General features: G+C 40.7%; 25 protein-coding genes. 7 read left to right on the top strand and 18 right to left on the bottom strand.

All coding sequences use genetic code 11. From position 1 onward, the window contains the following. Positions 1–67: 67 nt before the first annotated feature. Positions 68–952, bottom strand: coding sequence for a LysR family transcriptional regulator (locus NYE63_RS07900; protein ID WP_063231999.1), 885 nt, complete (start codon positions 950–952; stop codon positions 68–70). 113 nt (positions 953–1,065) lie between these two features. Here NYE63_RS07900 and NYE63_RS07895 point away from each other — a divergent pair, with 113 nt between their 5' ends. Continuing rightward, positions 1,066–1,803: a sulfite exporter TauE/SafE family protein gene (locus NYE63_RS07895; RefSeq protein ID WP_342604727.1), complete on the top strand. Its 738-nt coding sequence runs from the start codon at positions 1,066–1,068 to the stop codon at positions 1,801–1,803. Between the two features lie 39 nt (positions 1,804–1,842). Here NYE63_RS07895 and NYE63_RS07890 read toward each other — a convergent pair whose 3' ends face one another. From NYE63_RS07890 to NYE63_RS07875, 4 genes are all read right to left on the bottom strand, one after another. Next, a complete protein-coding gene (locus NYE63_RS07890; protein ID WP_342604726.1) occupies positions 1,843–3,357 on the bottom strand; it encodes an MDR family MFS transporter in 1,515 nt (504 codons plus the stop codon). Positions 3,358–3,474: 117 nt separating this feature from the next. Beyond that, positions 3,475–3,915 carry a cyclic-di-AMP-binding protein CbpB gene (cbpB, locus tag NYE63_RS07885; RefSeq protein WP_063232001.1) on the bottom strand — a complete coding sequence of 147 codons (441 nt, stop codon included), beginning with the start codon at positions 3,913–3,915 and terminating at the stop codon, positions 3,475–3,477. A gap of 120 nt (positions 3,916–4,035) precedes the next feature. Continuing rightward, entirely contained in the window at positions 4,036–4,182 is a 147-nt protein-coding gene (locus NYE63_RS07880) for a hypothetical protein (RefSeq protein ID WP_342604725.1), read from the bottom strand. A gap of 119 nt (positions 4,183–4,301) precedes the next feature. Beyond that, complete coding sequence (locus NYE63_RS07875; protein ID WP_034314086.1) at positions 4,302–4,541, bottom strand: YkuJ family protein; 240 nt, start codon at positions 4,539–4,541, stop codon at positions 4,302–4,304. Between the two features lie 183 nt (positions 4,542–4,724). Between NYE63_RS07875 and NYE63_RS07870 the strand changes: the two genes are divergently transcribed. Both NYE63_RS07870 and NYE63_RS07865 read left to right on the top strand, forming a co-directional pair. Continuing rightward, the gene (locus tag NYE63_RS07870; RefSeq protein WP_342604724.1) at positions 4,725–5,684 is read left to right on the top strand and encodes an MBL fold metallo-hydrolase; all 960 of its coding nucleotides are present in this window, start codon (positions 4,725–4,727) and stop codon (positions 5,682–5,684) included. Positions 5,685–5,776: 92 nt separating this feature from the next. Continuing rightward, a complete protein-coding gene (locus NYE63_RS07865) occupies positions 5,777–6,010 on the top strand; it encodes a glutaredoxin family protein (protein ID WP_342604723.1) in 234 nt (77 codons plus the stop codon). A gap of 99 nt (positions 6,011–6,109) precedes the next feature. Here NYE63_RS07865 and NYE63_RS07860 read toward each other — a convergent pair whose 3' ends face one another. The 4 genes from NYE63_RS07860 to NYE63_RS07845 form a co-directional block, all read right to left on the bottom strand. After that, the gene (locus NYE63_RS07860) at positions 6,110–6,595 is read right to left on the bottom strand and encodes a DUF3993 domain-containing protein (protein ID WP_342604722.1); all 486 of its coding nucleotides are present in this window, start codon (positions 6,593–6,595) and stop codon (positions 6,110–6,112) included. 183 nt (positions 6,596–6,778) lie between these two features. Continuing rightward, positions 6,779–7,006 (bottom strand): hypothetical protein, encoded by a 228-nt coding sequence (locus NYE63_RS07855; protein WP_342604721.1) that lies wholly within the window; start codon positions 7,004–7,006, stop codon positions 6,779–6,781. Between the two features lie 74 nt (positions 7,007–7,080). Then, on the bottom strand, positions 7,081–8,286 hold the full coding sequence (locus NYE63_RS07850) for an EAL-associated domain-containing protein (RefSeq protein ID WP_342604720.1): 1,206 nt from the start codon (positions 8,284–8,286) through the stop codon (positions 7,081–7,083). A 199-nt stretch (positions 8,287–8,485) separates the two neighbouring features. Then, positions 8,486–10,342 carry an SLC13 family permease gene (locus tag NYE63_RS07845; protein ID WP_342604719.1) on the bottom strand — a complete coding sequence of 619 codons (1,857 nt, stop codon included), beginning with the start codon at positions 10,340–10,342 and terminating at the stop codon, positions 8,486–8,488. 163 nt (positions 10,343–10,505) lie between these two features. On the opposite strand from NYE63_RS07845, the gene NYE63_RS07840 reads away from it, so the two are divergent. Next, entirely contained in the window at positions 10,506–11,369 is an 864-nt protein-coding gene (locus NYE63_RS07840) for a metallophosphoesterase (RefSeq protein ID WP_342604718.1), read from the top strand. A gap of 169 nt (positions 11,370–11,538) precedes the next feature. Here the strand turns inward: NYE63_RS07840 and crcB are convergent, their stop codons facing one another. Both crcB and NYE63_RS07830 read right to left on the bottom strand, forming a co-directional pair. After that, positions 11,539–11,901: a fluoride efflux transporter CrcB gene (crcB, locus tag NYE63_RS07835; RefSeq protein WP_342604717.1), complete on the bottom strand. Its 363-nt coding sequence runs from the start codon at positions 11,899–11,901 to the stop codon at positions 11,539–11,541. Further along, positions 11,898–12,278, bottom strand: a complete 381-nt coding sequence (locus NYE63_RS07830; protein ID WP_342604716.1) for a CrcB family protein — start codon at positions 12,276–12,278, stop codon at positions 11,898–11,900. Before NYE63_RS07830 ends, crcB begins: the two co-directional genes overlap by 4 nt. Before the next feature lie 117 nt (positions 12,279–12,395). On the opposite strand from NYE63_RS07830, the gene NYE63_RS07825 reads away from it, so the two are divergent. Next, positions 12,396–12,752 (top strand): hypothetical protein, encoded by a 357-nt coding sequence (locus NYE63_RS07825; RefSeq protein ID WP_342604715.1) that lies wholly within the window; start codon positions 12,396–12,398, stop codon positions 12,750–12,752. A 290-nt stretch (positions 12,753–13,042) separates the two neighbouring features. Beyond that, positions 13,043–13,549: a YkyB family protein gene (locus NYE63_RS07820; RefSeq protein WP_063232011.1), complete on the top strand. Its 507-nt coding sequence runs from the start codon at positions 13,043–13,045 to the stop codon at positions 13,547–13,549. A 55-nt stretch (positions 13,550–13,604) separates the two neighbouring features. On the opposite strand, the gene NYE63_RS07815 is transcribed toward NYE63_RS07820, so the two are convergent. Continuing rightward, entirely contained in the window at positions 13,605–14,510 is a 906-nt protein-coding gene (locus NYE63_RS07815; RefSeq protein WP_342604714.1) for a chemotaxis protein, read from the bottom strand. 407 nt (positions 14,511–14,917) lie between these two features. Beyond that, complete coding sequence (gene corA / locus NYE63_RS07810; protein WP_342604713.1) at positions 14,918–15,892, bottom strand: magnesium/cobalt transporter CorA; 975 nt, start codon at positions 15,890–15,892, stop codon at positions 14,918–14,920. A gap of 157 nt (positions 15,893–16,049) precedes the next feature. On the opposite strand from corA, the gene NYE63_RS07805 reads away from it, so the two are divergent. Further along, complete coding sequence (locus tag NYE63_RS07805) at positions 16,050–17,198, top strand: aminotransferase A (RefSeq protein ID WP_342604712.1); 1,149 nt, start codon at positions 16,050–16,052, stop codon at positions 17,196–17,198. A 98-nt stretch (positions 17,199–17,296) separates the two neighbouring features. On the opposite strand, the gene NYE63_RS07800 is transcribed toward NYE63_RS07805, so the two are convergent. The 5 genes from NYE63_RS07800 to NYE63_RS07780 all read right to left on the bottom strand — a co-directional run bounded on the left by NYE63_RS07800 (position 17,297) and on the right by NYE63_RS07780 (position 21,719). After that, positions 17,297–17,662, bottom strand: coding sequence for a hypothetical protein (locus NYE63_RS07800; RefSeq protein WP_342604711.1), 366 nt, complete (start codon positions 17,660–17,662; stop codon positions 17,297–17,299). A gap of 65 nt (positions 17,663–17,727) precedes the next feature. Continuing rightward, on the bottom strand, positions 17,728–18,597 hold the full coding sequence (locus NYE63_RS07795) for an NAD(P)-dependent oxidoreductase (RefSeq protein WP_342605706.1): 870 nt from the start codon (positions 18,595–18,597) through the stop codon (positions 17,728–17,730). A gap of 40 nt (positions 18,598–18,637) precedes the next feature. Next, the gene (locus NYE63_RS07790) at positions 18,638–19,423 is read right to left on the bottom strand and encodes an SDR family oxidoreductase (protein ID WP_342604710.1); all 786 of its coding nucleotides are present in this window, start codon (positions 19,421–19,423) and stop codon (positions 18,638–18,640) included. A 311-nt stretch (positions 19,424–19,734) separates the two neighbouring features. Further along, positions 19,735–21,453 carry a phosphoenolpyruvate--protein phosphotransferase gene (gene ptsP, locus NYE63_RS07785; RefSeq protein WP_342604709.1) on the bottom strand — a complete coding sequence of 573 codons (1,719 nt, stop codon included), beginning with the start codon at positions 21,451–21,453 and terminating at the stop codon, positions 19,735–19,737. Continuing rightward, entirely contained in the window at positions 21,453–21,719 is a 267-nt protein-coding gene (locus tag NYE63_RS07780) for a phosphocarrier protein HPr (RefSeq protein ID WP_034314127.1), read from the bottom strand. The genes ptsP and NYE63_RS07780 overlap by 1 nt, the downstream gene beginning before the upstream one ends. Positions 21,720–21,848: the final 129 nt, after the last annotated feature.

Below are 21,848 nucleotides of genomic sequence, written 5' to 3'. Positions count from 1 at the left end.
CCGGCAAGACAAGTTGAATGTCACTCTTATATATTATTCTCCCCTATTGACATTTTCGTCAGCGGACTTATAACATTCCTTGGTCACGAATATGCTCTTTCACCACTTCCGTGAATGCCTGGACTTGCTTTAACTGAAAGGCAGATTCATAGCCGCAAAGCCATGTATCTCGTTCGATCGAGTGGTTATGCCCATCCAAAAGAGGGATTTTAAAAACATTCGTATCTTTATCATGCAAAGTGATGGCAGGCAGGATCGCATATCCTATACCATTAAACACCATTTGTTTGCATGTTTCGATTTGATCCACGACTATGGTGTTTTTTGGTGTGGTTTTAAATTGCCGATGCCACCAGTCCTGAATTTCCTGATAATAATTCGAATCGCTTTTAAACTGAATGAATGGCCGGTCCGTTTCGAACACTTGATTCAGTTCCTTCATTTCAGTATCCACCAAATAAAGCATATCTGTAAATAAATGCTGTTTTACCCCTTTCCAATCCGGGGCTCCCCTTATGATGCCAATATGCACTTGTCCTTCATACAAAGACTTTAAAATCTCACTGCTCCAGCCAGTGATTAAGGAAATTTTGGCATACGGATATTTTTGGACGAACTTTTTCAATACTTGCGGCAGCCAATTTTGACCGACAATCGAGGCACAGGCTATTTTCAAAGTGCCATATACTTCATGGTCCATAGCTTGAATACTTTCCCTGACCTTTTCCTCTTTTTCTATAACCTCATTGGCCAAACGAATTACCGCTTCACCTGCAGGTGTCAGTGACAGCCCTTTTTGTGAACGCAGAAACAGTTTCGAACCCCAATCCTTTTCTATTGATTGTAAACGCTGTGATAAAGCCGGCTGGGAAACGAACAACCGCTCAGCTGCTTTTCTCATATTCATTTCCTGAGCAAGCACGGATAATAAATGAAATTCTGAAAATGACATACACACCAACCTCTTGATAATTAATTCTTATCATGATGATTTAATTTATTTAATTTTTATTATCAACAAAGTCGGCTTATAATACAAGAGAAAAGAAAAGGAGTGAATATCCTTTGACGATCATTTTATTGCTTGTCATCAGTTTTGCAGCATCCTTTGTCGGCACATTGGCAGGGAGCGGCGGTCTTATCGGCATGCCATCCCTTCTTTTGATAGGTTTACCCATCCACCAGGTTATTGGTTCAGTCAAATTTTCCAACATGTTTTCTTCTTTTTCCAGTTTTTATATTTTATTCAAGAAAAAACAGCTTAAATTGAAGGATGCCCTACAGTTAATCCCATTTGCCCTTTTCGGTGGCTTATGTGGTGGTCTGCTTGCTAATTCATTCTCTGAAAAGGCAATGAATTTGTTAGCCATCTGTCTTTTGACTGTCTCTTTGATCATGAATTTCATTAAAAAACCGAAACCTTCCGATGAATCGGATTGGCATCTCCCAAAAAAAGTTTATCCATCCCTATTCGGAATCAGTGTCTATGACGGGATGTTCGGACCGGGACAGGCAACCATGCTCATGTATACCTTTTTAAGAAATGGTGCCACCTACCTTCAATCCCTGGCCTTTACTAGATTCCAAACTTTCATTAGCTGTACAGCTGCATTCATTACCTATTTCATTGCCGGAAACATTGCATGGGGGATTGCCATTTATTACACGATTGGTTCCCTTATCGGATCACAGCTGGCCTTGCGTGTGGCCCAAAAAATCTCCACTCGACAGTTGAAATTAATTTTACATTCGGTCACGATCGCATTAATGATTCAATTGGTCATCCGAGTTGCGTTTCCTTAAATACAAGGGCAAACTCCATTTAAAGAGTCTGCCTTTTTCTCATGCCTTCTTATTCTTTCTTAGTCTCGTAAGTAACAGGAAGCTGATTACAGAGAAGACTAGAACGATGAGATAAATCGTCTGTAAAGACAATGTAAGTCCTTCCTGTAAAACCTTTACCACATTTTCAGGAAGAGACATGCGTTCTTCACTGTTCAACAGTTTATTTGCCGTATCTATCGTCACTCCCGAGCCGGCTGGCGCATGCTCGTTCAAATAGGCTTGAAATCTCATATTCATGATTCCCCCAAGTAATGCAGCGCCTACAGTATTTCCTAAATTACGCATGAACATATTTGAAGCTGTCGCAATACCCCTTCGTTCCCAGCTGACGGTTTTTTGAATGACGACAATGAATGAGGTAGAAGTCAAACCCATGCCTACACCGACAAAAAAGGATCCCATGGCAGCAATAAGGGGCCCAGCTTCCGGCTTCATCCATACTAGGATCAAACTCCCAAGGATCAATGAACACCCTCCAAGGAGGGAGGTTGATTTGAATCCTATTTTCATCAATAACCTGCCTGAGACCATTGATGCGATCGGCCAGCCAATTGACATGGCTGTCAATGTAAAACCAGCTACCGTAGGCGAGCGCTCCATCACGCCCTGAACGAATGTGGGGAGGAAGCTTGATAATCCAATCATCATCACCCCTGTCGTCAAGGATACAAGGTTCGCAATCAGAATGGAACGCTCCTGCCAGATTTCAAATGGCATCATCGGTTCAGCTGCTTTCTTTTCCTGAAGAATGAATAAGATAAAGGTGATGATGGCCACTAATGCCAAGGATATGAGCGGAGCTGAAGCCCATGACCATTTCACTCCTCCTTCTACCAGTATCACCATAAGAGTGGATATGGATAATGTCAATAGCGTTGCACCTAGGTAATCGATATCACGTTTTTTCTTTTCGATATTTTCATGAAGGAAAAACCAAATCCCAATAAATGCCAGAAACCCTAAAGGAACATTAACCCAGAAGACAAGTTTCCAAGTCAGAGATTCAACGAGCAAGCCGCCCAAAGCTGGCCCCATGACCGCTGAAATTCCCCAAACGCTCGATAGATACCCTTGAACGCGTGCCCTCTCTTCATTTTTATAGATATCACCGACAATCGTCGAAGCTACAGGAGCTACAGCCCCCGCCCCAAAACCTTGTACAAAGCGATATATGATGAGTTCCGTCATAGAATTGGCAAAACCGCAAAGAAGGGAGCCAATTAAAAAAACAACGATTCCAAATAATAAGACAGGTTTTCTCCCGAGAATATCCGATAGCTTTCCATATATCAAGACCGTTACGGCGTTCATTAACAAATAACCGGAAAACACCCAGCTGTAAAGTGAAAAACCACCTAAATCACTTACAATGGCTGGCATTGCCGTCGAAACGATCGTTCCTTCAATAGCATTCATAAACATAGCCAACATGATGGCAGCCAATATGAAGGGACGTTTTAATTTTTTATTCTGCACTTTTGCTCCATCCACTGCTTGACCCAATTTTCGCATCCTCTCCTAATAGACCCTAACTGTTTATAGCCTTACTACTAGCTGGATCAAATATGTAAAAAACAAGAAAACTCGCCAACTGGCGAGTCTTGAGGTCAACTTCATTTTAAGCCTTACTTATTTATCAGGTGTATTTTGTTTAAATACTTTTTTCAGGATTGCCCTTCTCGTTAAGATACCTTCAAATACATGTTCGTCATTCTCTACACAGACAAACGGATGGTCAATCAACAATTCCACACCCTTGGTCAATGTATCTTCAATATGCAGGCGAGGTATTTCTATATTCATTATTTCGGAAACTTTTTTATTCTCAAGATTATCAAATTCAATTCGTTCCAGTCCCAAGATTGAATCAAGAATGACTGGTGTGCTAATTAAACCATGCAGTTTATACATCGGATCTAACACAGGAATGGCCGTATAACCGCTCTTTGTTAATACCAATAGTGCATGTTCTAAATTATTGGTTACCTGCACGTGGGCCACGCGTTCAGAAGAAATCATTAAGTCTTTAACGCTGGATTCCAATAAATCCCCATCATGAGTACCGATCATGTTAAAACCCCTTACCATATGTTTTTATATACAGCTCTTTCTATAGTTTAACATATGTAAGCAGAAAAGGCTCATTCCTAGACCAATAAAATCCCAAACGGCGGGATTCGCAAGAGACCCTTAGCCCTTACTAGTTTTGATGTTAACCTGTTTAAAACCGCATTCCGGGCATTGATAAATCACATTCTGGTTGGATTGTGCCGTTAACACATTTTCCATTTCCCTTTCCTCACCGCACACCGGGCATATTACCATTGGATTTCTCATTTACATCCCTCCAATTATTAAGATGTCGTAAAAATCACTACTTCATTCAAGTAAAAATTGAACGGCTTCATTCACAATAAAAAAGCCGCTTCCTAAGGAAGGCGGCTTTTTGTGATTTTTTAAGATTGAAGAAGATCAAAGATTTCAATGGTAATCATATCAATATTATCGAATTGATATTTTGATGATTTCCCTTTATCACTGTATACTTCAAGCTCGAACATTTCTGTTTTGCTGAAATATGTAACCTGGCATTTTTTCACACCATCTATTTCAAAAAAACGTTGAGCAGATTCAGATTCCTTCGCTTGCTCTTGAAGACTTTTCAATCTGGTAAGGATGCCCTGTAATTGAGACATACTCCCTCTCCTTTCTGAATAAAACCTTTTCGATAGGTTTCACTATACCATACTTTTCTATCCAGTAACCACGCTGAAATAAATTCAGAATAATTTAAAACTTCATTCTTTACATGGCACTATTAACAGAATAAAATAAGGAATGGATTTTGTACATGAAAAATTTTCTGGGGGTAGATTCTGTTGCAAAACATTAGTGAGCTTGGTTATCGCATTTCATTGATTGATGGTTTTGATTTGGATAGAAGAAATCGTACAGGAACATATGTAATTGCCGATGAAGACATCACCTTAGTCGAAACTTCCGCCAGCCCTTCCATCCCCCACTTAATGAAGGGGCTCGAACATTTGGGAATCGCCCTCGAAGATATTACATATATCATTCTTACCCATATTCATTTGGACCATGCAGGTGGAGCTGGACTTTTTTTACGGCATTGTCCGAATGCCAAGGTGATCGTACACCCAAAAGGTGCACGGCATCTAGAAGATCCCACACGTTTGATCGCTGGGGCTAAAGCAGTCTATGGTGAAGATTTCAACAAGCTTTTCGATCCGATATTACCTATTCCATTAGATAGAATGCTAACTAAACATGATAGGGAATCCCTAAAAACAAGTGAAAATTCCAAGTTAACCTTTTATGACACACCAGGACACGCAAATCATCATTTAAGCATTTACGATTCGGTTTCAAAAGGAATGTTTTCAGGTGACACCATAGGCATCTATTATCGTGAACTCGATGAAGAAGGTTTGGAATTTTACTTACCGTCCACATCGCCAAACCAATTTAATCCCGATGCGATGCTTGCTGCAGCGGAATTGTATGAAAGCATCGGCGTCGAACGTATATATTTTGGCCATTACGGGGTATCCGAAAATCCTAAGGAAGTATATAAACAACTCCATTACTGGCTGCCTAAATTTGTGGAGACTGCAAAATCGGCATTTAGGGAATATGCTAGCTTTGAGGAACAAGTCGCAGCGACCAGTAAAAATATTTTCACGGAAGTCGCTGTTCATTTAGGCGAAAAAGGAATCACCGCTGATCATCCTGTTTTTGATATCATTGCCATGGACCTGAACGTTTGTTCCATGGGATTGATAGACTATCTGGTAAAACAGGAAAAAGATCGGTAGAACGATCCTTAAGGTTTATCCCTATTCAAATGTCTTGGCATTCTCTATAATGAAAAAGTAAACCTTACTTAAAGCATACATGGAGGAATGAAATGAAAGACGTTACGCTCTATACCCAACCTGATTGCCCTCCCTGCAAAATCATGAAAATGTTCTTTGATGATAATAATGTCGTATACAAAGAAAAAGATATTAAAGCAGATGGACAAGCACGTAAAGAACTAACTAATAAATATGGCGCCTATTCCACACCAACGGTCGTCATCGACGGTAAAGCCATTATTGGTTTTGAATTGGACGAAATAAAGAGAGAACTGAATATATAATATAACAAAAAAAGTCCAGAGAAGGCTGTGACCTTCTCTGGACTTTTTCATTTCAGCCCCCATACTTTTCAACTTTGAAGGACTTTCCTTTAAAATTCCTTATTTCATTTTTTCACTTTCATACTTTACGTCCATTACCTTCCAAACGTCATTTTCCTTTTTCAAAGTAACTGATTCAACATGTTTTTCCATCGATGAAGGTCCGTCCCCTGTGTCCTGGAATTCCTCCTGAACATAAATGAAATCACCGTTTTTTTCATATACAATTTCCGTATTCTTGTCGTAACTGAAAAAAGGGATATAATATGGAGCGAAATCTGATCCAAATGCGGTATAACCGCCATCGACTTTCACTACATTCGCTTGGACAAACTTCTCGATGAAATCACCTGTGAAATGTTTATCCAACTTCCCTTCAATCGTTTCCTTAGTACTTACTTCCTCACTGATCGAACTTTGATTCTTCATGGCATCTTGTACTAAAGATAGTACTTCCTCTCTATTTAAGCCCTCCGCTGAAGCAGTGAACCCTCCACTTAAAAATAGAAGGACACTGGCAAGACATGCAACTAAATATTTACTCATTACAATCATCTCCTAATTATAGAATTTCTCCTAATGATTCGGATTTTTGCCTATGTCATTCAATACCCGTCCAGATCAAAGCCAAACTACAAAATCACATTCTCATGTTGAGACCTTGATACCAGTGCCCATTCTTCGCAATAAAAAAGAAGATTTCATGATATTGAAATCTCCTTCTCACAATTATCGAAAAGCATAGTAAAAAATAAAACCAGCAACCAAAATCGTCCCAACAAAAAGAGAAACGAATATCGGGTTCTTTAAATAAGGATGTTCTTTAACTGAATCATCGATAGTCGAATCATATCTGGCTTTCACTTTCTGTGCCCTTGCTACAGAATAAGTATAAAAGAGCAGATATAACGCCATGAGTGTAACGATTATGATTAGAATCCAGATGTACGTGCTCAAAATATGTCTCCTCCAAGCGCATCATTTCTGCTTATCGTTACACATTTAAAGCGATTATATTCATGAATCGTTTTTTATAATAGTGCTTCATTTTCATATAAATAACTATAAGATAGATCACAGAAAATGTATTCCTTATTATTCAGTGGATATGAAAAGGTCCGAATGGTTTCTCCCGTTTCGATATCACTGTATAAATCGGATAGTCTTCCCTTTTTCTCGTTACGCATCTTTACGATATTTTCGAGGAAATAAGGTCTCCAGCTCCAATTTTTATTCATATAACTGGGTTGGACTAACCATTGCCCGTCCTTATGGAGGATATTGGGAGATTTTTGATACCCCTCTTCATCACAAATATATAACCGAAAACAAACGGAATCCAATTTTTTCGCCAAAACTCCGAGAAACTCTTCATGGGAGCTGGTCCGCTTTTGCTGTTTTAAGAAGTTTTGCATATTCTCGTTGAATTGCAAAGTCTTTTGATAAACGGCTTCAAGCTTCTTGGTCTCCAAAGAAATGAAGGACTGACATTCTTGATGGAATTTTTCCCGAAGTAAATCTTTATTAATGAATTCGCCTTCCGGTTTCGCCAAAAAATACCCTTGATAATATCGTCCCCCATTCTTCCATGCAAAGCGAAGCTGGTATTCGGACTCAATGTTCTCAAATAGTAAATTGGCGCCGATTTTTCGTGCAAGCATGCTTAGAGAAAACAGGATGACCTGATAGGCATCTCCACCTGAAATGCGAAGCTGGTCCAGGTTAACTTTTAAAATATTCGGAGAAATCTGTGCGATTCGGTCCAATTGAGTATCTTGTCCTAAATGATCTAAAGCTATCTTAATCCCATATGTTTTAAAGTAAGCAAGCACATGCTGCAAAGGATCTAAGTTTTCCGGACTGATCGTGTCTGATAATTCCAGCACGATCCGGTGCATTTCCTCCGGTTGAAAATGACGATGTAAAATCTCCATGAATTCTTCGCCATGATCCAGCATTAGCAAATTAGGATCTCTGTTGATAAAGATAAGAAAATCTTCACCATAGTCTTTTATTCTCTCCAAGGCAATTTCAAGTACATAATTATCCACTTCCACCCTATACTCTTCCGGCACTGCAGAATCGTGAAAAAAAGGGCCAAGGCTTTTATATTCAGATTGTTCCTCATAGCGACCTAGAATTTCATACCCGATTACCTGATGTTGATCTGCACTGAAAATCGGTTGAAAGAATGGTGTCACCCTGTCTAAGTTCTTTAATATCTTTTCTGTATCCATGATGCATCTTCCCCCTAATTACGAAAACACCAATATGCCAAAATTATACCATTAGTTTCTGTCATTGATAATAAATAATTTTAATTCCTACTACATAGCTCTTTTTTCAGAACATTAAATTCCCCATTCACCCTATCCAATTGAAAAGAAACACATTGAAAAGGCATTGTCCAAAAATGGAACAATGCCCTATGTCTAATCAAAAAGGGAAGAACCATGGTATCGTGATCACCATGATTACGCCAATGAAAATCTGTATGGATATCCCGATCATGATAAAATCTTTATGCTTGTAATCACCCGCTGTCATGACAAGCGCGTTGGTAGTGGCCACCCTTGGAGTGGATAACGCCAAACTGCCAGCAACGGCAAGGCATAGAAACACAGGAAGAGGATCGATTCCTTGATTCACCGCAGATGTCAGGGCAATGGGCGTCATGATTACCGTCGCGGCTCCATACGGGATGAATTGGCTCAGGATCAGGGTCAGGAGGTAGAAGACCGCTAATATGCCGTGTGCCCCGATATTACTGAATAAAACGGCCAGCCAATCACTTATCATTCTCACTCCACCCGTATTATCCAATGCTGCCGTTATTCCGAACATGGCGGCAATCAATAGAACTGGTTCCCAATTAATCTTTTGATAAGCATCCTCCATCGAACGGACACAGCCAGTGATCACCATCAACAATGCAGCCGTCAAAACCGATAATACCGCAGGAACGGACTCCATCGATAAGAGAATGACCATCAATGCAGTGATTCCCAAGGCAATCCATGCTTTGCCCTTGGAGTTGACCGGAGAGCCATCTTCCGAGGTGCTTCCAATAACGATGACATCCTGTAAATCCGAGGAAATCCTCTCAATGTTCTCCCATTCTCCATGTATCAGGATTGCATCCCCCGGTTTCAGGCGTTCCGTTCCGACATCCGCTTGAATATATTCGCCATTCCGATTGATTGCTAGCACATTACATTGGTATTTCTCACGAAAATGCACATCTATCAAGGTTTGATTTTCATAATCAGAGTTCGGGACGATCAATATTTCTGTCAATCCAAATCTACTGCTAAGAAAATGTTTCTTTATTTGTTCGGTATTGAAATGTTTAAACTCCAGTTCATAGTTAAGTGCCAATCTCTCAACTGCTTCTTCTTCTCCAAACACCAAAATGATATCTTCAGGATGAAGAACCTCATCCGCCCTGGCTGAAATCGTCAGCTGTCTTTGCAACAGCGGCAATTGCTTATCCTTTGGCTTCCTCTGGATTTCAATCAAAGTCAATTCATACTGAATAGGAAGCTGGAGGTCTGACAGCCTTTCTCCAACAATATCGGAAGTAGCGGGTATATGCAGATAATGCAATCGGTCATATACTTTGTACATGCCGGCAAGCTCCCCTGCCGAAAGTCCCTTGACGCTATTGTTCGCGGCAATGGTCTTCTCTGGAAGCAACAGGCGTCCGAGTGTCAACATGAAGAATAACCCTGCTGCAAAGGCTATTAAACCCACAGGTGTAAAGTCAAAAAATGCTAATGTCCCTATTCCGTTTTGCCGTAATACATCAGCGACGATCATATTGGAAGGAGTACCTGTAAGTGTTAATAGCCCTCCAATACTGCTTGCATAGGCAAGGGGCAATAAATACCTTGTCGGACTTGTTTTTTGTTGTAGAGCCATGCTCATGACGAGCGGAAGAAGTATGGAAACAATTCCTGTTCCGCTTAAAAATGCACTTAATATTCCTGCTGTCAGCATGACGATGAGCAGCGATTTCCATTCACTGCCCCCACATAAACCCAACAACTTATTTCCTGCCTTTTCCACGATTCCTGTATTTAACAGGCCGGCACCAACGATAAATAGCCCAGCCAGCATGATGACCACTTGATTCGCAAAACCGGCCACCAGTTCATCCAATGTAAGAATCCCCAGTAAACCAAGTATGGATAGTGCACTAAGTGCAATTAAATCTGCTCGAAATTTTCCTTGTATAAAAAGCGCAATCGCGCATAGAAGTATAATCAGTGTAATAAACATTGGTTCGGTCATCATGTTACCTCCGTATAGATGTTCAATTTCAAACCGGACACGGTTTCATTAAACCCCAGTTTACATGTTTTTCATATGCTTATAGAAGATATTTTCTTCAATTTATGTATATTGTTTGTTAGTATGAGGAAGTAACATTTTTAAATTAGATAGGTTGATTAATTTGAATAAACCCATATCCAGAAGAACATTCCTTAAGAAAAGTCTTGGTACATTGGCTACCTTAACCGGTTTAGGTATTGGCGGAAGCTATTATGCCCATAATTTGGAGCCGAAATGGTTAGAAACCAAGCATAAAATCATCAGCCACCCGCTTATCCCAAAAGGTTTTCATGGCATGAAAATGGTCCAATTCAGTGATACGCATTTAGGCTTTCAATTTCAGCTTAAAGATTTACAGGCAATTGTCAACAAGATAAACCAACTGGACCCGGATGTTATTTTATTTACCGGAGATTTAATGGACCAGCCTAATAAATACAAGGCTCACCAGAAAATCCCCCCCGTTTTGAATCAACTCAAAGCGCCACTTGGAAAATTCAGCATCTACGGTAACCATGATCATGGGGGATATGGCTCAGAAATTTACAGCGATATCATGGAAAAATCCCATTTCACCATGTTGAAAAATACCTCAACCAAGATTACCTTATTAACCGCTGAAGAAATATTCATTGCCGGGGTTGATGATGCCATGCTTGGAAAACCTGATTTTGAAGAAGCCCTTTCTGGCATCCCGGAAGAAGTGTTCACCATTATGCTTTCGCATGCCCCTGACCTTGCCGACACATCAAGGACTTATGACATCCAGTATCAAATAAGCGGTCACAGTCATGGAGGTCAAGTGCAAATCCCCTTTGCCGGTGCCCTTGTAACTCCCCCATACGCTGAAAAGTATAGGGAAGGCACGTATGAAATCGATTCATTAACGTTACATGTTAATAGAGGGCTTGGCACTACTCGTCTCCCCTATCGTTTCCTTTCACGTCCGGAATTGACCGTTTACGAATTCCATGCCGAAAAATGATAGGAAAAGAACACAGGGGAAAACCGCCAGACTTATTAACAAAACCTGTGCGAATAAAACAACTTGTTGCCATATCATTTGTAATGGACTCCTATGAATTATAGCATTAGAAGTATATCTGAGAAAACCAGGTTTTTTTTACCAGTACCAATGGTAATTGCCATAAAGGTTATACCATAATTAAATAGCCACACAGAAAAGTGCCGATACAACCTAAAACAGACGCCGATATATAGATCAGGCTATCTATATATCGGTGTTTTCTAATAAGTTCAAGGGTTTCCATACTGAATGTTGAAAAGGTCGTAAAAGCACCCAGGAAACCTATTGTCAGAAAAACCTGCAAAGATAAAGCCCAGCTTTCTTTCTGTGGCAACGCCATTCCCAGCCCAAAGGAACCTATAAGATTAATCAGTAAAATGCTAATTGGTATCGAGAGGGCAGGCAATAGCCTATTAAAAATAATCTGCAAGACATATCTTGAGGCAGCCCCAAAAAAGCCTCCTATAAAAACTGAAAGAACCTCAATCAAAGGGACTCACCTCTCCGCCTATTAAGAAGGCCCAGTCCGAGGAAACCAGCGACCAAACCAAAAAAAAGCGTGGCACCAAGATACAGTCCCGCCAATGGCAGAGAGGTCTGCAGTAGATTCACCACTTCTTGGGAAAATGTGGACATCGTGGTGAAACCGCCGCAAAACCCGCTGCCCAGCGCTAAAAAAACAAGCGATTTCTTTTTCGAGACGAAATAGCCATTGATCATTCCAAGTAAAAAGCTGCCTACTATATTTATTAAGAGGGTTCCAAACGGGAAGAAGGTATGGCCAGCAGTCAAGATTACGCAATAACGCAATATCGCTCCAGCCGCTCCTCCAAAACCGACTGCAAAAATGCCTTTAAACCGACTCATTAAGGTCCCCCCAAATTTTTCTCATAAGTAGATTCATTATAACAGATTAAGATGATACAGGCTCTTTTCTTAAAAAAATCCATACTATGTAAAGAATTTGAGAAAAGGAGGCTAATTATGCAAACACAGTATTTTCCTTACTACCATTATCCGCAGACCATAATGCTACAGAACGATTACAGAAATGCATATGGGAATGAATATGGACCTGAATATTGGAATGACGAGCGCTTCTTTCCTTTCTTTCCGCTATTGGCGCCTGTAGCTTTTGTTGCAGGATTGGCAATTGGACCGTTGCTATTCAATAACCGTCCACCTGTCTATCCTCCATATCCTCCTCCATACCCGCCCGCTTACCCTCCTTACCCCGCTTATCCTGCTTACCCTGCTTATCAAGGCTTTCAGGGTTACCAGCAGCAACAATTCGGCGCACAGGCTGGGGTATCTGAAAATATCAATATATACACTCAATAAAGGTTGGACAGAAGGCGACATAAACGCCTTCTTTTTCTTGGACCAAAAGGCGTCCGATTGAATTTTACTTCCCTATATATTTTGAAGTGGTATAATATGAAAATGAATAGATGGTAAAGTGTTGGGAAATGATGGTCATACCCTAGAGATGTACATGCATTATTTTTTCACTATTTTCTGCCTGGTTGCACACACGTCTCTATTTCAACCAATATATAAAAACAGGTTTTTACTGAAGGAAGTCTGTTTGTAATGTCCTTCTAACCTTATTAAGAAAAGGAGTTTCCATAATGAACCAAACGAAAGGACATTCTGAAAGGGATGAGTTTTCGATAAACTCCCTTGCCCAAGCCGTGTTTATTGTCAATAAACACGCAAAGACTGCATTGGAGCCCAAGAATTTATATAATTTAAAACGGCTCGCATTAAGCAAGCTTATGCAAGAAGGAAAAGCGAAGAAGATTGGACTTCATTTCTCTGATAACCCTCGCTTTGCAGCACAACAATCCGACGTCATTGTCGAATGCGGATCATATGTTTTTCATTTACCTCCCACTAAGGAAGATTTGAAAAAACTGCCCCACCTCGGCAGCCGGGCAGCCTCCATACGGAATCCTAAAGCCGCGTTGTCATTATCCAAGGCAAAACAGATCCTGCAATCTTACGTTGGACAAGCAGGTGAAAAGCAACCGAACCCTACCAACACCGAGAAAAGGGCTCACGGGCGTGGGTCGGTCAAGCAGCCTTTTCACAATCCATTCCCATCCTCCTTTTTAGGAAAAGGTTCCAAGTATTGATTATTGATAAACCAAACGGGCCGTGAGGTAACGCCTCATCGGCCCGTTTTCACATTCATAATACCAAGCTGTCTATCAACTTTATAAGCTCTGCAATTTCAGGCTTGCTGATTTGTGCATCAGCCCCTACAACCTGACCTTTATGACGCAGGCTTTCAGTAATCAAAGAAGAGAAAATAATCACCGGCAACCCAGCTAGTTCCCCGTTTTCCTTTATTCTTCTAGTCAAATGATGTCCATCCATTTGAGGCATCTCAATATCGGTAATCACCAGTTGCACTTCATCTTCAGCCACTTTTCCTGATTCAATTAAATTCTCCAGATAATTAAATGCATCAAGTCCATTTTCATAAAACTCCAAGTACTTGAATCCAGCTTCTGACAATGTATCAAACAGCAGTTTTCTCAGTAAAGGAGAATCTTCTGCAATCAGGATTCTCTTGTCAGAATTTTGCCGGATACCAAGCTTTTTAACCTGTTGGATGTTTATTCCTGATTCTGGATTGATTTCGACCACTATTTTTTCAAAATCGAGTAGCAGTAACATTTCACCATTTAATTTTATTACTCCAATGATCTGACTTTCAAGGCCTTGATACATATCCGAAGGCTTTTCGATTTGGGACCAGGAAATACGGTGGATCTGTGTTACGGTATGTACATGGAAAACCACTTTTTGCTGATTGAATTCAGCCACTATGAATTTATCCTGCTCAGGAGTTTCAGATGGCGGAAATCCTAAAGCATCCGCCACATTCACAACTGGCAGGACTTCTCCGCGAAGCTCAATGATCCCCTCCACATTTGGATGGGAATGAGGGACAAGCGTGATGGGGACAGGATTAATGATTTCCTTCACCTTAATTACGTTAATGCCGAATTTATTCTTTCCGAGACCGAATTCCACTATCTCAAGCTCATTCGTACCACTTTCCAGTAATATTCCTTTTTTTGCTACCATTGTTTCATCTCGCCCTTCTACTTTTTCATTTCATAATTCCAAAAGTCAAATAACCGCAAGGAAAAAATCATGGTTTTATCAATGAACTCATACCTATTAATTCGGTTAAATATTTCTTTTGTTTAGAGTACAGATAAAAAAAGAAGCCAAACTAAAAAGGGACCCATCAGAGTCCCCCTTTTCCAAGCTCATTTTTCACCACTGCGGCCACCATATCGATCGTAAGGCCTGTCTCTTCGATATAAACCCCTCCATGATATAACTGACATGGATAAAGCAGACCTGATTGGATGTTCGCAAATTAACGCCCTGCAGCCCTTCCAAGATATTCTCGCTGCGGAAACAAAATCCAGCATACTCCCCAATTTCTCAACTGAAACTTAGAATAGCAGGTCAGTTGGGTCTTTTCATCTCTTTCGCGACCTTTTCTTTGGATTGAGCCATCCTTTTTTAACAAAGAATAAAAACATCATCAAGGCAATTCCGCCCATCATTCCAAGAATGAGGAAATAGCCATAATGCCAATTTAATTCCGGCATGTATTCAAAATTCATTCCATATACGCCCACTATGAAGGTCAGCGGCATGAAAATGGTAGTGATGACAGTCAATGTCATCATCGTTGAATTCATATTATTAGAGTTCACAGACAAATAACTATCACGGATATCGGACGAAAAATCTCGATAGGATTCAAGCATTTCAGTCAATTTAAGAAGATGATCGTACACATCATTAAAATAAAGGTGCTGATCTTTCAAGTATTTCAGACGCTCTGATGAAATCATTCTGTATAATAAATCACGCATTGGCAATATGGTCCGACGAAGCCTGGACATATCTGTACGTAAATCGAAAAGCTGATCCATCAATTCGTTAATCGTGTCATTTTCAGTATTTTCCTCAATGCTACCCAATTCGCTTTCAATTTTATAGACAGGTGGGAAAAATTCATCGACAATCCTGTCAATTATCCTATGCATCAAGAAAAAGGGACTTTGCTTCAACATTTTATTACCTGCAATTTCTTCCCATACCTTTTCCAGTTCAAGCATATCTTCCTTATGAAAACTGACTATCCATTTTTCACCAACAAACATATCCAACTCCACTGCTTTAAATACCTTCTCCCTTAGCGCATGAATAACAAGAAATTGGTAGCCCTCATAAAAATCCATTTTGGGACGTTGGTTAAAATCATCCAGGCAGTCTTCAATAGCCAGCGGATGAAAGTGAAAATGATTGGATAAAAGTTCGATTTCCTTGTTTGTGGGGTTGGAAAAATCCACCCAGTACCACTCGATATCCGGATTATTCATTTCCGTTAGCGGTAAACCAAAACTGACTTCTTGATTACAAGTAATTGCGCAAGTCCTTATCATATGTATCAACCCTCAAAATTTTCTTATCATACATTATACCTTTAATTCATTAATCTCAAAAAGTTTTCTCCCCCATCCAAACTAAATGATAAAATAGAATGAATGAGTCAAACATAGTACATAATTCATGTAGTTAGAAAAGGGAGGATATTCATAGATGGAACATTTAATAAACCCTCTAGTAAAAGACGTTCAAATATCAGGAATCCGTAAATTCTACAATATGGTCGCTGATATCGAAGGCACCATTTCCTTAACGATAGGACAGCCTGACTTTCCAACTCCGATGCATATTAAAGAAGCGGCAAAACAAGCCATCGATAATGACTATACCGTTTATACTCACAATGCCGGCTATCTGGAATTAAGGGAAGCCGCTTCAAAATATGTAAAGGATAAATACAAGCTTAGCTATAATCCGGAGAATGAAGTCCTAGTGACCTCTGGTGCCAGCGAAGGCATAGACATTACCTTTCGAACAATCCTCATCCCAGGGAACGAAGTAATATTACCGGGTCCAGTATATCCGGGATACGAACCCATCATTAAGATGTGCGGTGCAAAACCTGTTTATGCCGATACAACAAAAAATGGATTTCGTTTGACTGCTGATATAATTGAAAAGTACATAACTGATCATACTCGGTGCATCGTTCTGCCCTATCCATCGAATCCGACCGGGGTTACATTATCTGCCGAAGAATTATTGGACATTGCCGAACTTGTAAGGGGCAAGGACATCTTCATACTGGCCGATGAGATATACAGTGAACTGGTATTCGATCAGGAGCATGTTTCGATTGCCACTTTCTTAAAAGAACAAACCATCGTCCTGAACGGATTGTCCAAGTCCCATTCCATGACCGGGTGGAGAATTGGCCTTCTGTTTGCGCCTGTAGCCATCTCTCAGCACATCCTGAAGGTTCATCAATACAATGTGACTTGTGCCGCCTCCATATCACAGAGAGCTGCCTTGGCAGCATTGACGGCAGGCAGAGATGATGCCATCCCTATGAAGATTGAGTATGCACGGAGACGGGAATACGTATACAGTCGCTTACAAGCGATGAACCTGGAAATAGTCAAACCAAATGGTGCCTTTTACTTCTTTATAAAGCTGCCAGAAGGCTATGCTTCTTCCCTTGATTTTTGCCTCAAGCTTGTTCAACAGGAAAAAGTTGCAGTGGTCCCTGGAGATGCCTTCTCTCCCCTTGGCGAAGGGTACTTCAGGATATCTTATGCCTATTCCATGGAAACCCTGGAAAAGGCTTTGGACCGTATTGAAGCTTTTTTAGCTATAAAGTGATCGAAAAAAAAGTGGCCTTCAATTGAATGAATAATTGAAGGCCACTTTCCTATTTTCAAAGGTGTCAGGCTACCGAAGGTTTTCACCAAGCCAGTCAACTAATACAATCTCCGTAAAAAACGGATTTCCCGATATCCTTCTTCCTTATTTGTCGTGGTAAGGCTCACTTCAACGATGGACCCAAGTAAATCAGCCATCACTTCTTCAAATTCCTTTGCGGAACGCGGCTTTGAAAAACCTAAACTCTTCAATTCGCGCATCAGGATCTGAAAACCGGCATTCGTTTCGATATGACTGAATTTCACCGGCAAGATTAGCGGACTTTCATTCATTAATTTCAGGTCCCAACGAATGGGCTTCGTTCGATGAATTGTTTTCTCTCGTTTAAAACCTTCAATCCTTACAATATATCGACCATCTTCTAATTCCTGGAATTTCATATTGATATCATCGAATTCGCCCATAGCTTTCACTCCTTTTTGTAAAGGCTGTCGCTATCAGCTTATTCATGATAAAGAAATGCTAGCACTTAATTATAATGTTTATATAATGCCTGTGTACCGCTATTTTCCTCGCCAGCTTTTGCCAGCCCCTCATATAGGGATTTACTCAGGCTTAATCCAGGAGCGTCCATTCCCATTCTTTCCGCTTCATCAAGTGCAATCTTCATATCCTTGATAAAATGCTTGATATAAAAACCAGGTTCAAAATCCCCTTCAACCATCCGCGGTACAAGATTGGACAGTGACCAGCTTCCGGCAGAACCCGATGATATGCTTCTTAAAACCCGTTCCGGATCCAACCCCGCCTTTTTGGCATAGGAAATCGCTTCAGTCACTCCAATCATATTAGACGCAATGGCGATTTGATTGCACATTTTCGTATGCTGTCCTGAGCCAGCCGGGCCTTGATGGACAACATTGCTGCCAATGATATCAAAAATGGGCCGGACCGCTTCAAATGCCTCACTAGACCCGCCGACCATGATCGTAAGCTTTGCATCACGAGCACCGATATCTCCTCCGGAAACCGGTGCATCCAATGATTCCATGCCTCTTTTCTTGGCTTCCTCTGCTATTTTCACTGCCAAAGATGGAGTGGAGGTCGTCATATCGATTAAATGGGTTCCATGTTTCCCGTTCTCGATAAGCCCATTTTCCCCAAGATAGATTTCTTCCACATCACTAGGGTATCCTACCATGGAAATGATCACATTAGCTTTCTGTGCAATTTCCTTTGGTGCAGATGCCCACTTCGCACCCTGTGTGAGCAGTTCACTTGCCTTATCTTTCGTCCTTGTATAAACAAATACCTCAAATCCCGCCTTAAGTAGATTTGCGGCCATACTTTTTCCCATAACTCCTAAACCTATGAAACCGATCACTTTGTTCGATTGCATCACTGCAGATTCCTCCCAATCATTTTTGTTTCAAAAATCCTTAAATGGACTTTATCAATCCTCCGTCAACTAAATAGGACTGCCCCGTTAAATATGTATTAGCACCTGAAACAAGGAAAGTAACGAACTTTGCAAATTCCTTGGGTTCCCCATAACGTCCAAGAGGGATTTTGTTAATGGATTGTTCAGTCACCTCCTCAGGAGTGACGCCTTGTTTCTCAGCATTCATTTTATCAAGGTGCTGAACGCGGTCCGTTGCGATTCTTCCTGGTCCAACTGTATTGATCAATATCCCGTCTGGTGCTAATTCTGAAGCTAACGTCTTTGACAATCCAACGATTGCAGTCCGAAAGGTATTCGATAAAATCAATCCTGGAATCGGTTCCTTAATGGATGAAGAAGCAATATTAACGATTTTCCCGCCCTGTTTTTTTAAATGTGGCAAGCTCTCACGGATCGTCCTTATGAAGCTTAGTAAATTAAGTTCGAAAGATTGTTGCCATTCTTCATCGTTGAAATCAGTAAATGAACCCCCTGGAGGACCTCCGGCGTTATTAATAAGAATGTCGATACCGCCGAACTCTTTAGCCGTTTGCCCAACCAAGTTTTTAATATCTTCAGCTTTAGTTATATCCGTTACCATATAAGAAACTTTACCCGCCCCAAGCTGCGATAATTCCCTTTGCACGGCGGCAAGCTTATCTCCATCACGGCTGGCTAACATGACATTTGCTCCTTCTTTAACCAATTCAGCTGCCATAGCCTTCCCCAAACCTTGACTTGAAGCTAAAATCAAAGCATTTTTCTTTTCCAAATGTAATTCCATATAAGATCTAACCTCCATTTTCTTAAAATTATAATTCCATTATATCGTCATAACCGTAAAGTGAAAAATCTGAATAATCATTCTTATGATTTTTTTATTTACAAAAAAAATAGCCGGTTGGATAACCCAACCGACGACAAAGGGGGAAATGAGAATGTCAGCTGCCCTAATAGAGCTAAACAACTGTGCTTGCTTTTTATTTACCCCCATTTTCGTGCACTAAACATTTTTTCTCAAATAATCAAGCAAAAATTACAGGACAGCACCCCATCCGAAGGTTCTGTGGATGGGGTGCTGTTTTCCTCATTTATTTACTTCTTCAAAGCGTTAAGTACCGCTTCTTTCACATTATCATTCGTATCCAGCCCTAAAACTTCTTGAGATAGTTTTTTCATATCTTCAAGCGAAAGTTGGCTAATTAAAGAACGTGCTTTTAAAATCGAAGTGGCACTCATTGAGAATTCATCAAGTCCCAAACCGATCAAAATCGGGATGGCAACTTCATCTCCAGCCATTTCCCCGCACATTCCGGCCCATTTCCCTTCTTTATGAGCTGCATCTATGACCATTTTAACCATGCGTAAAATCGCTGGATTGTATGGTTGATATAAATAAGATACTCTCTCATTCATTCGGTCAGCGGCCATCGTATACTGGATCAAGTCATTAGTGCCTATGCTGAAGAAATCAACTTCCTTAGCAAATATATCCGCCATCACTGCAGTTGAAGGGATTTCAACCATGATTCCGACTTCAATTTTTTCGGCAACTTGAACACCATTATCAAGCAATTCCTGCCTAACTTCAGCCAAGACGGCTTTAGCTTCGCGGAATTCAGCTAGTGTGGCAATCATCGGGAACATGATTTTCAAATCTCCGTAAATGCTTGCACGAAGCAGGGCACGGAGCTGAGTCCGGAAAATCTCCTGCTCATTTAAGCAAAGACGTATCGCGCGGTATCCAAGGAAAGGATTCATTTCCTTAGGAAGCTCTAAATAAGGCAACTCCTTGTCTCCGCCTATATCAAGCGTTCTGACGACTACAGGCTTACCTGACATTCCTTCGAGCACCGCTTTGTATGCCTCGAACTGTTCTTCTTCACTTGGAAAGTCATTTCTGCCCATATAAAGAAATTCCGTACGATATAACCCGATGCCTTCACCGCCATTTTGATGTACGCCCTCCAGATCTTTCGGCGTACCAATATTGGCTGCCAATTCCACATGATGACCATCATTTGTAACGGTTTGTTCATGAACCAGTTTCGCCCACTCAGCCTTTTGCATAGCATAGGCTTCCTGTTCCTCTTCGTAGCGTTTCACGAGTTCAGGAGTAGGATTGATGTGAACTTCCCCCTTTAACCCGTCAATGATGACCAAGTCACCATTTTCGATGGACGAGGTCACTGACTTCGCTCCAACGACTGCTGGAATTTCCAAAGAACGTGCCATTATGGCTGAATGGGATGTACGTCCACCGATATCGGTAGTAAATCCTTTGACGTATGCCGGATTCAACTGTGCTGTATCGGATGGAGTCAAATCCTCCGCAATGATGATCACTTCTTCAGCAATCATGCTCGGATTTGGAATATGAACACCTAAAAGATGTGACATCACCCGTTTCGTGACATCACGGATATCCGCTGCACGTTCCTTCATGTATTCATTATCCATTTGTTCAAACATCGTAATGAACATGCTTGCGGTTTCATTTAAGGAAAACTCGGCGTTGACGTTTTCCGATTGTATTTTATCCTGAATTGGAGTTATAAGTTCCGGATCAGCCAAAACAAGCAGGTGTGCATCAAAGATAGCGGCTTTATCCGCCCCTAAATCCTTTTCGGCTTTATCCCTGATTATCTCCAATTCATTGGTTGACTTTTGAATAGCTTCCTTAAAACGGGATATTTCCGCCCCGACATCTTCTATGCTTCTTTTTTCAATCGATAAATCTGGCTCAGTCAGTCGATAGGCTTTAGCGATGGCTATTCCGTTTGAAGCTGCTATTCCACTAATCAAAGTGGACATTATTCTGCTAATCCTTCTCTGTTCAACGTTTCAGCAAGTGTGTTTAATGCATCATTTTCATCGCTTCCTTCAGCAGAAATCGTAATTTCCGCACCTTTGCCGATACCTAGTGACATTACACCCATAATGGACTTAAGGTTCACTTTTTTCTCTTTATAAGCAAGGTTTATTTCTGAATCGAATTTTCCTGCAGCTTGTACAAGCAATGTTGCCGGACGAGCATGAATTCCTGTTTCTGCAGTTACTGTAAATGTTTTTTCTACCATATAAATCAATCTCCTTTAAGATAAATTAACAAAAATAGGTTATGTAAGGGGTTTTCTCTATCCAATCAGGAAAGATATGAAAAAAGAAATACCCTTTTCCTTATCAGAATAGCATTATCATTCCCAACA

The organism is Peribacillus sp. FSL E2-0159 (assembly GCF_038643155.1).
Taxonomy (GTDB): domain Bacteria; phylum Bacillota; class Bacilli; order Bacillales; family DSM-1321; genus Peribacillus; species Peribacillus simplex.
This window is presented reverse-complemented; position numbering and strand designations above follow the sequence as displayed.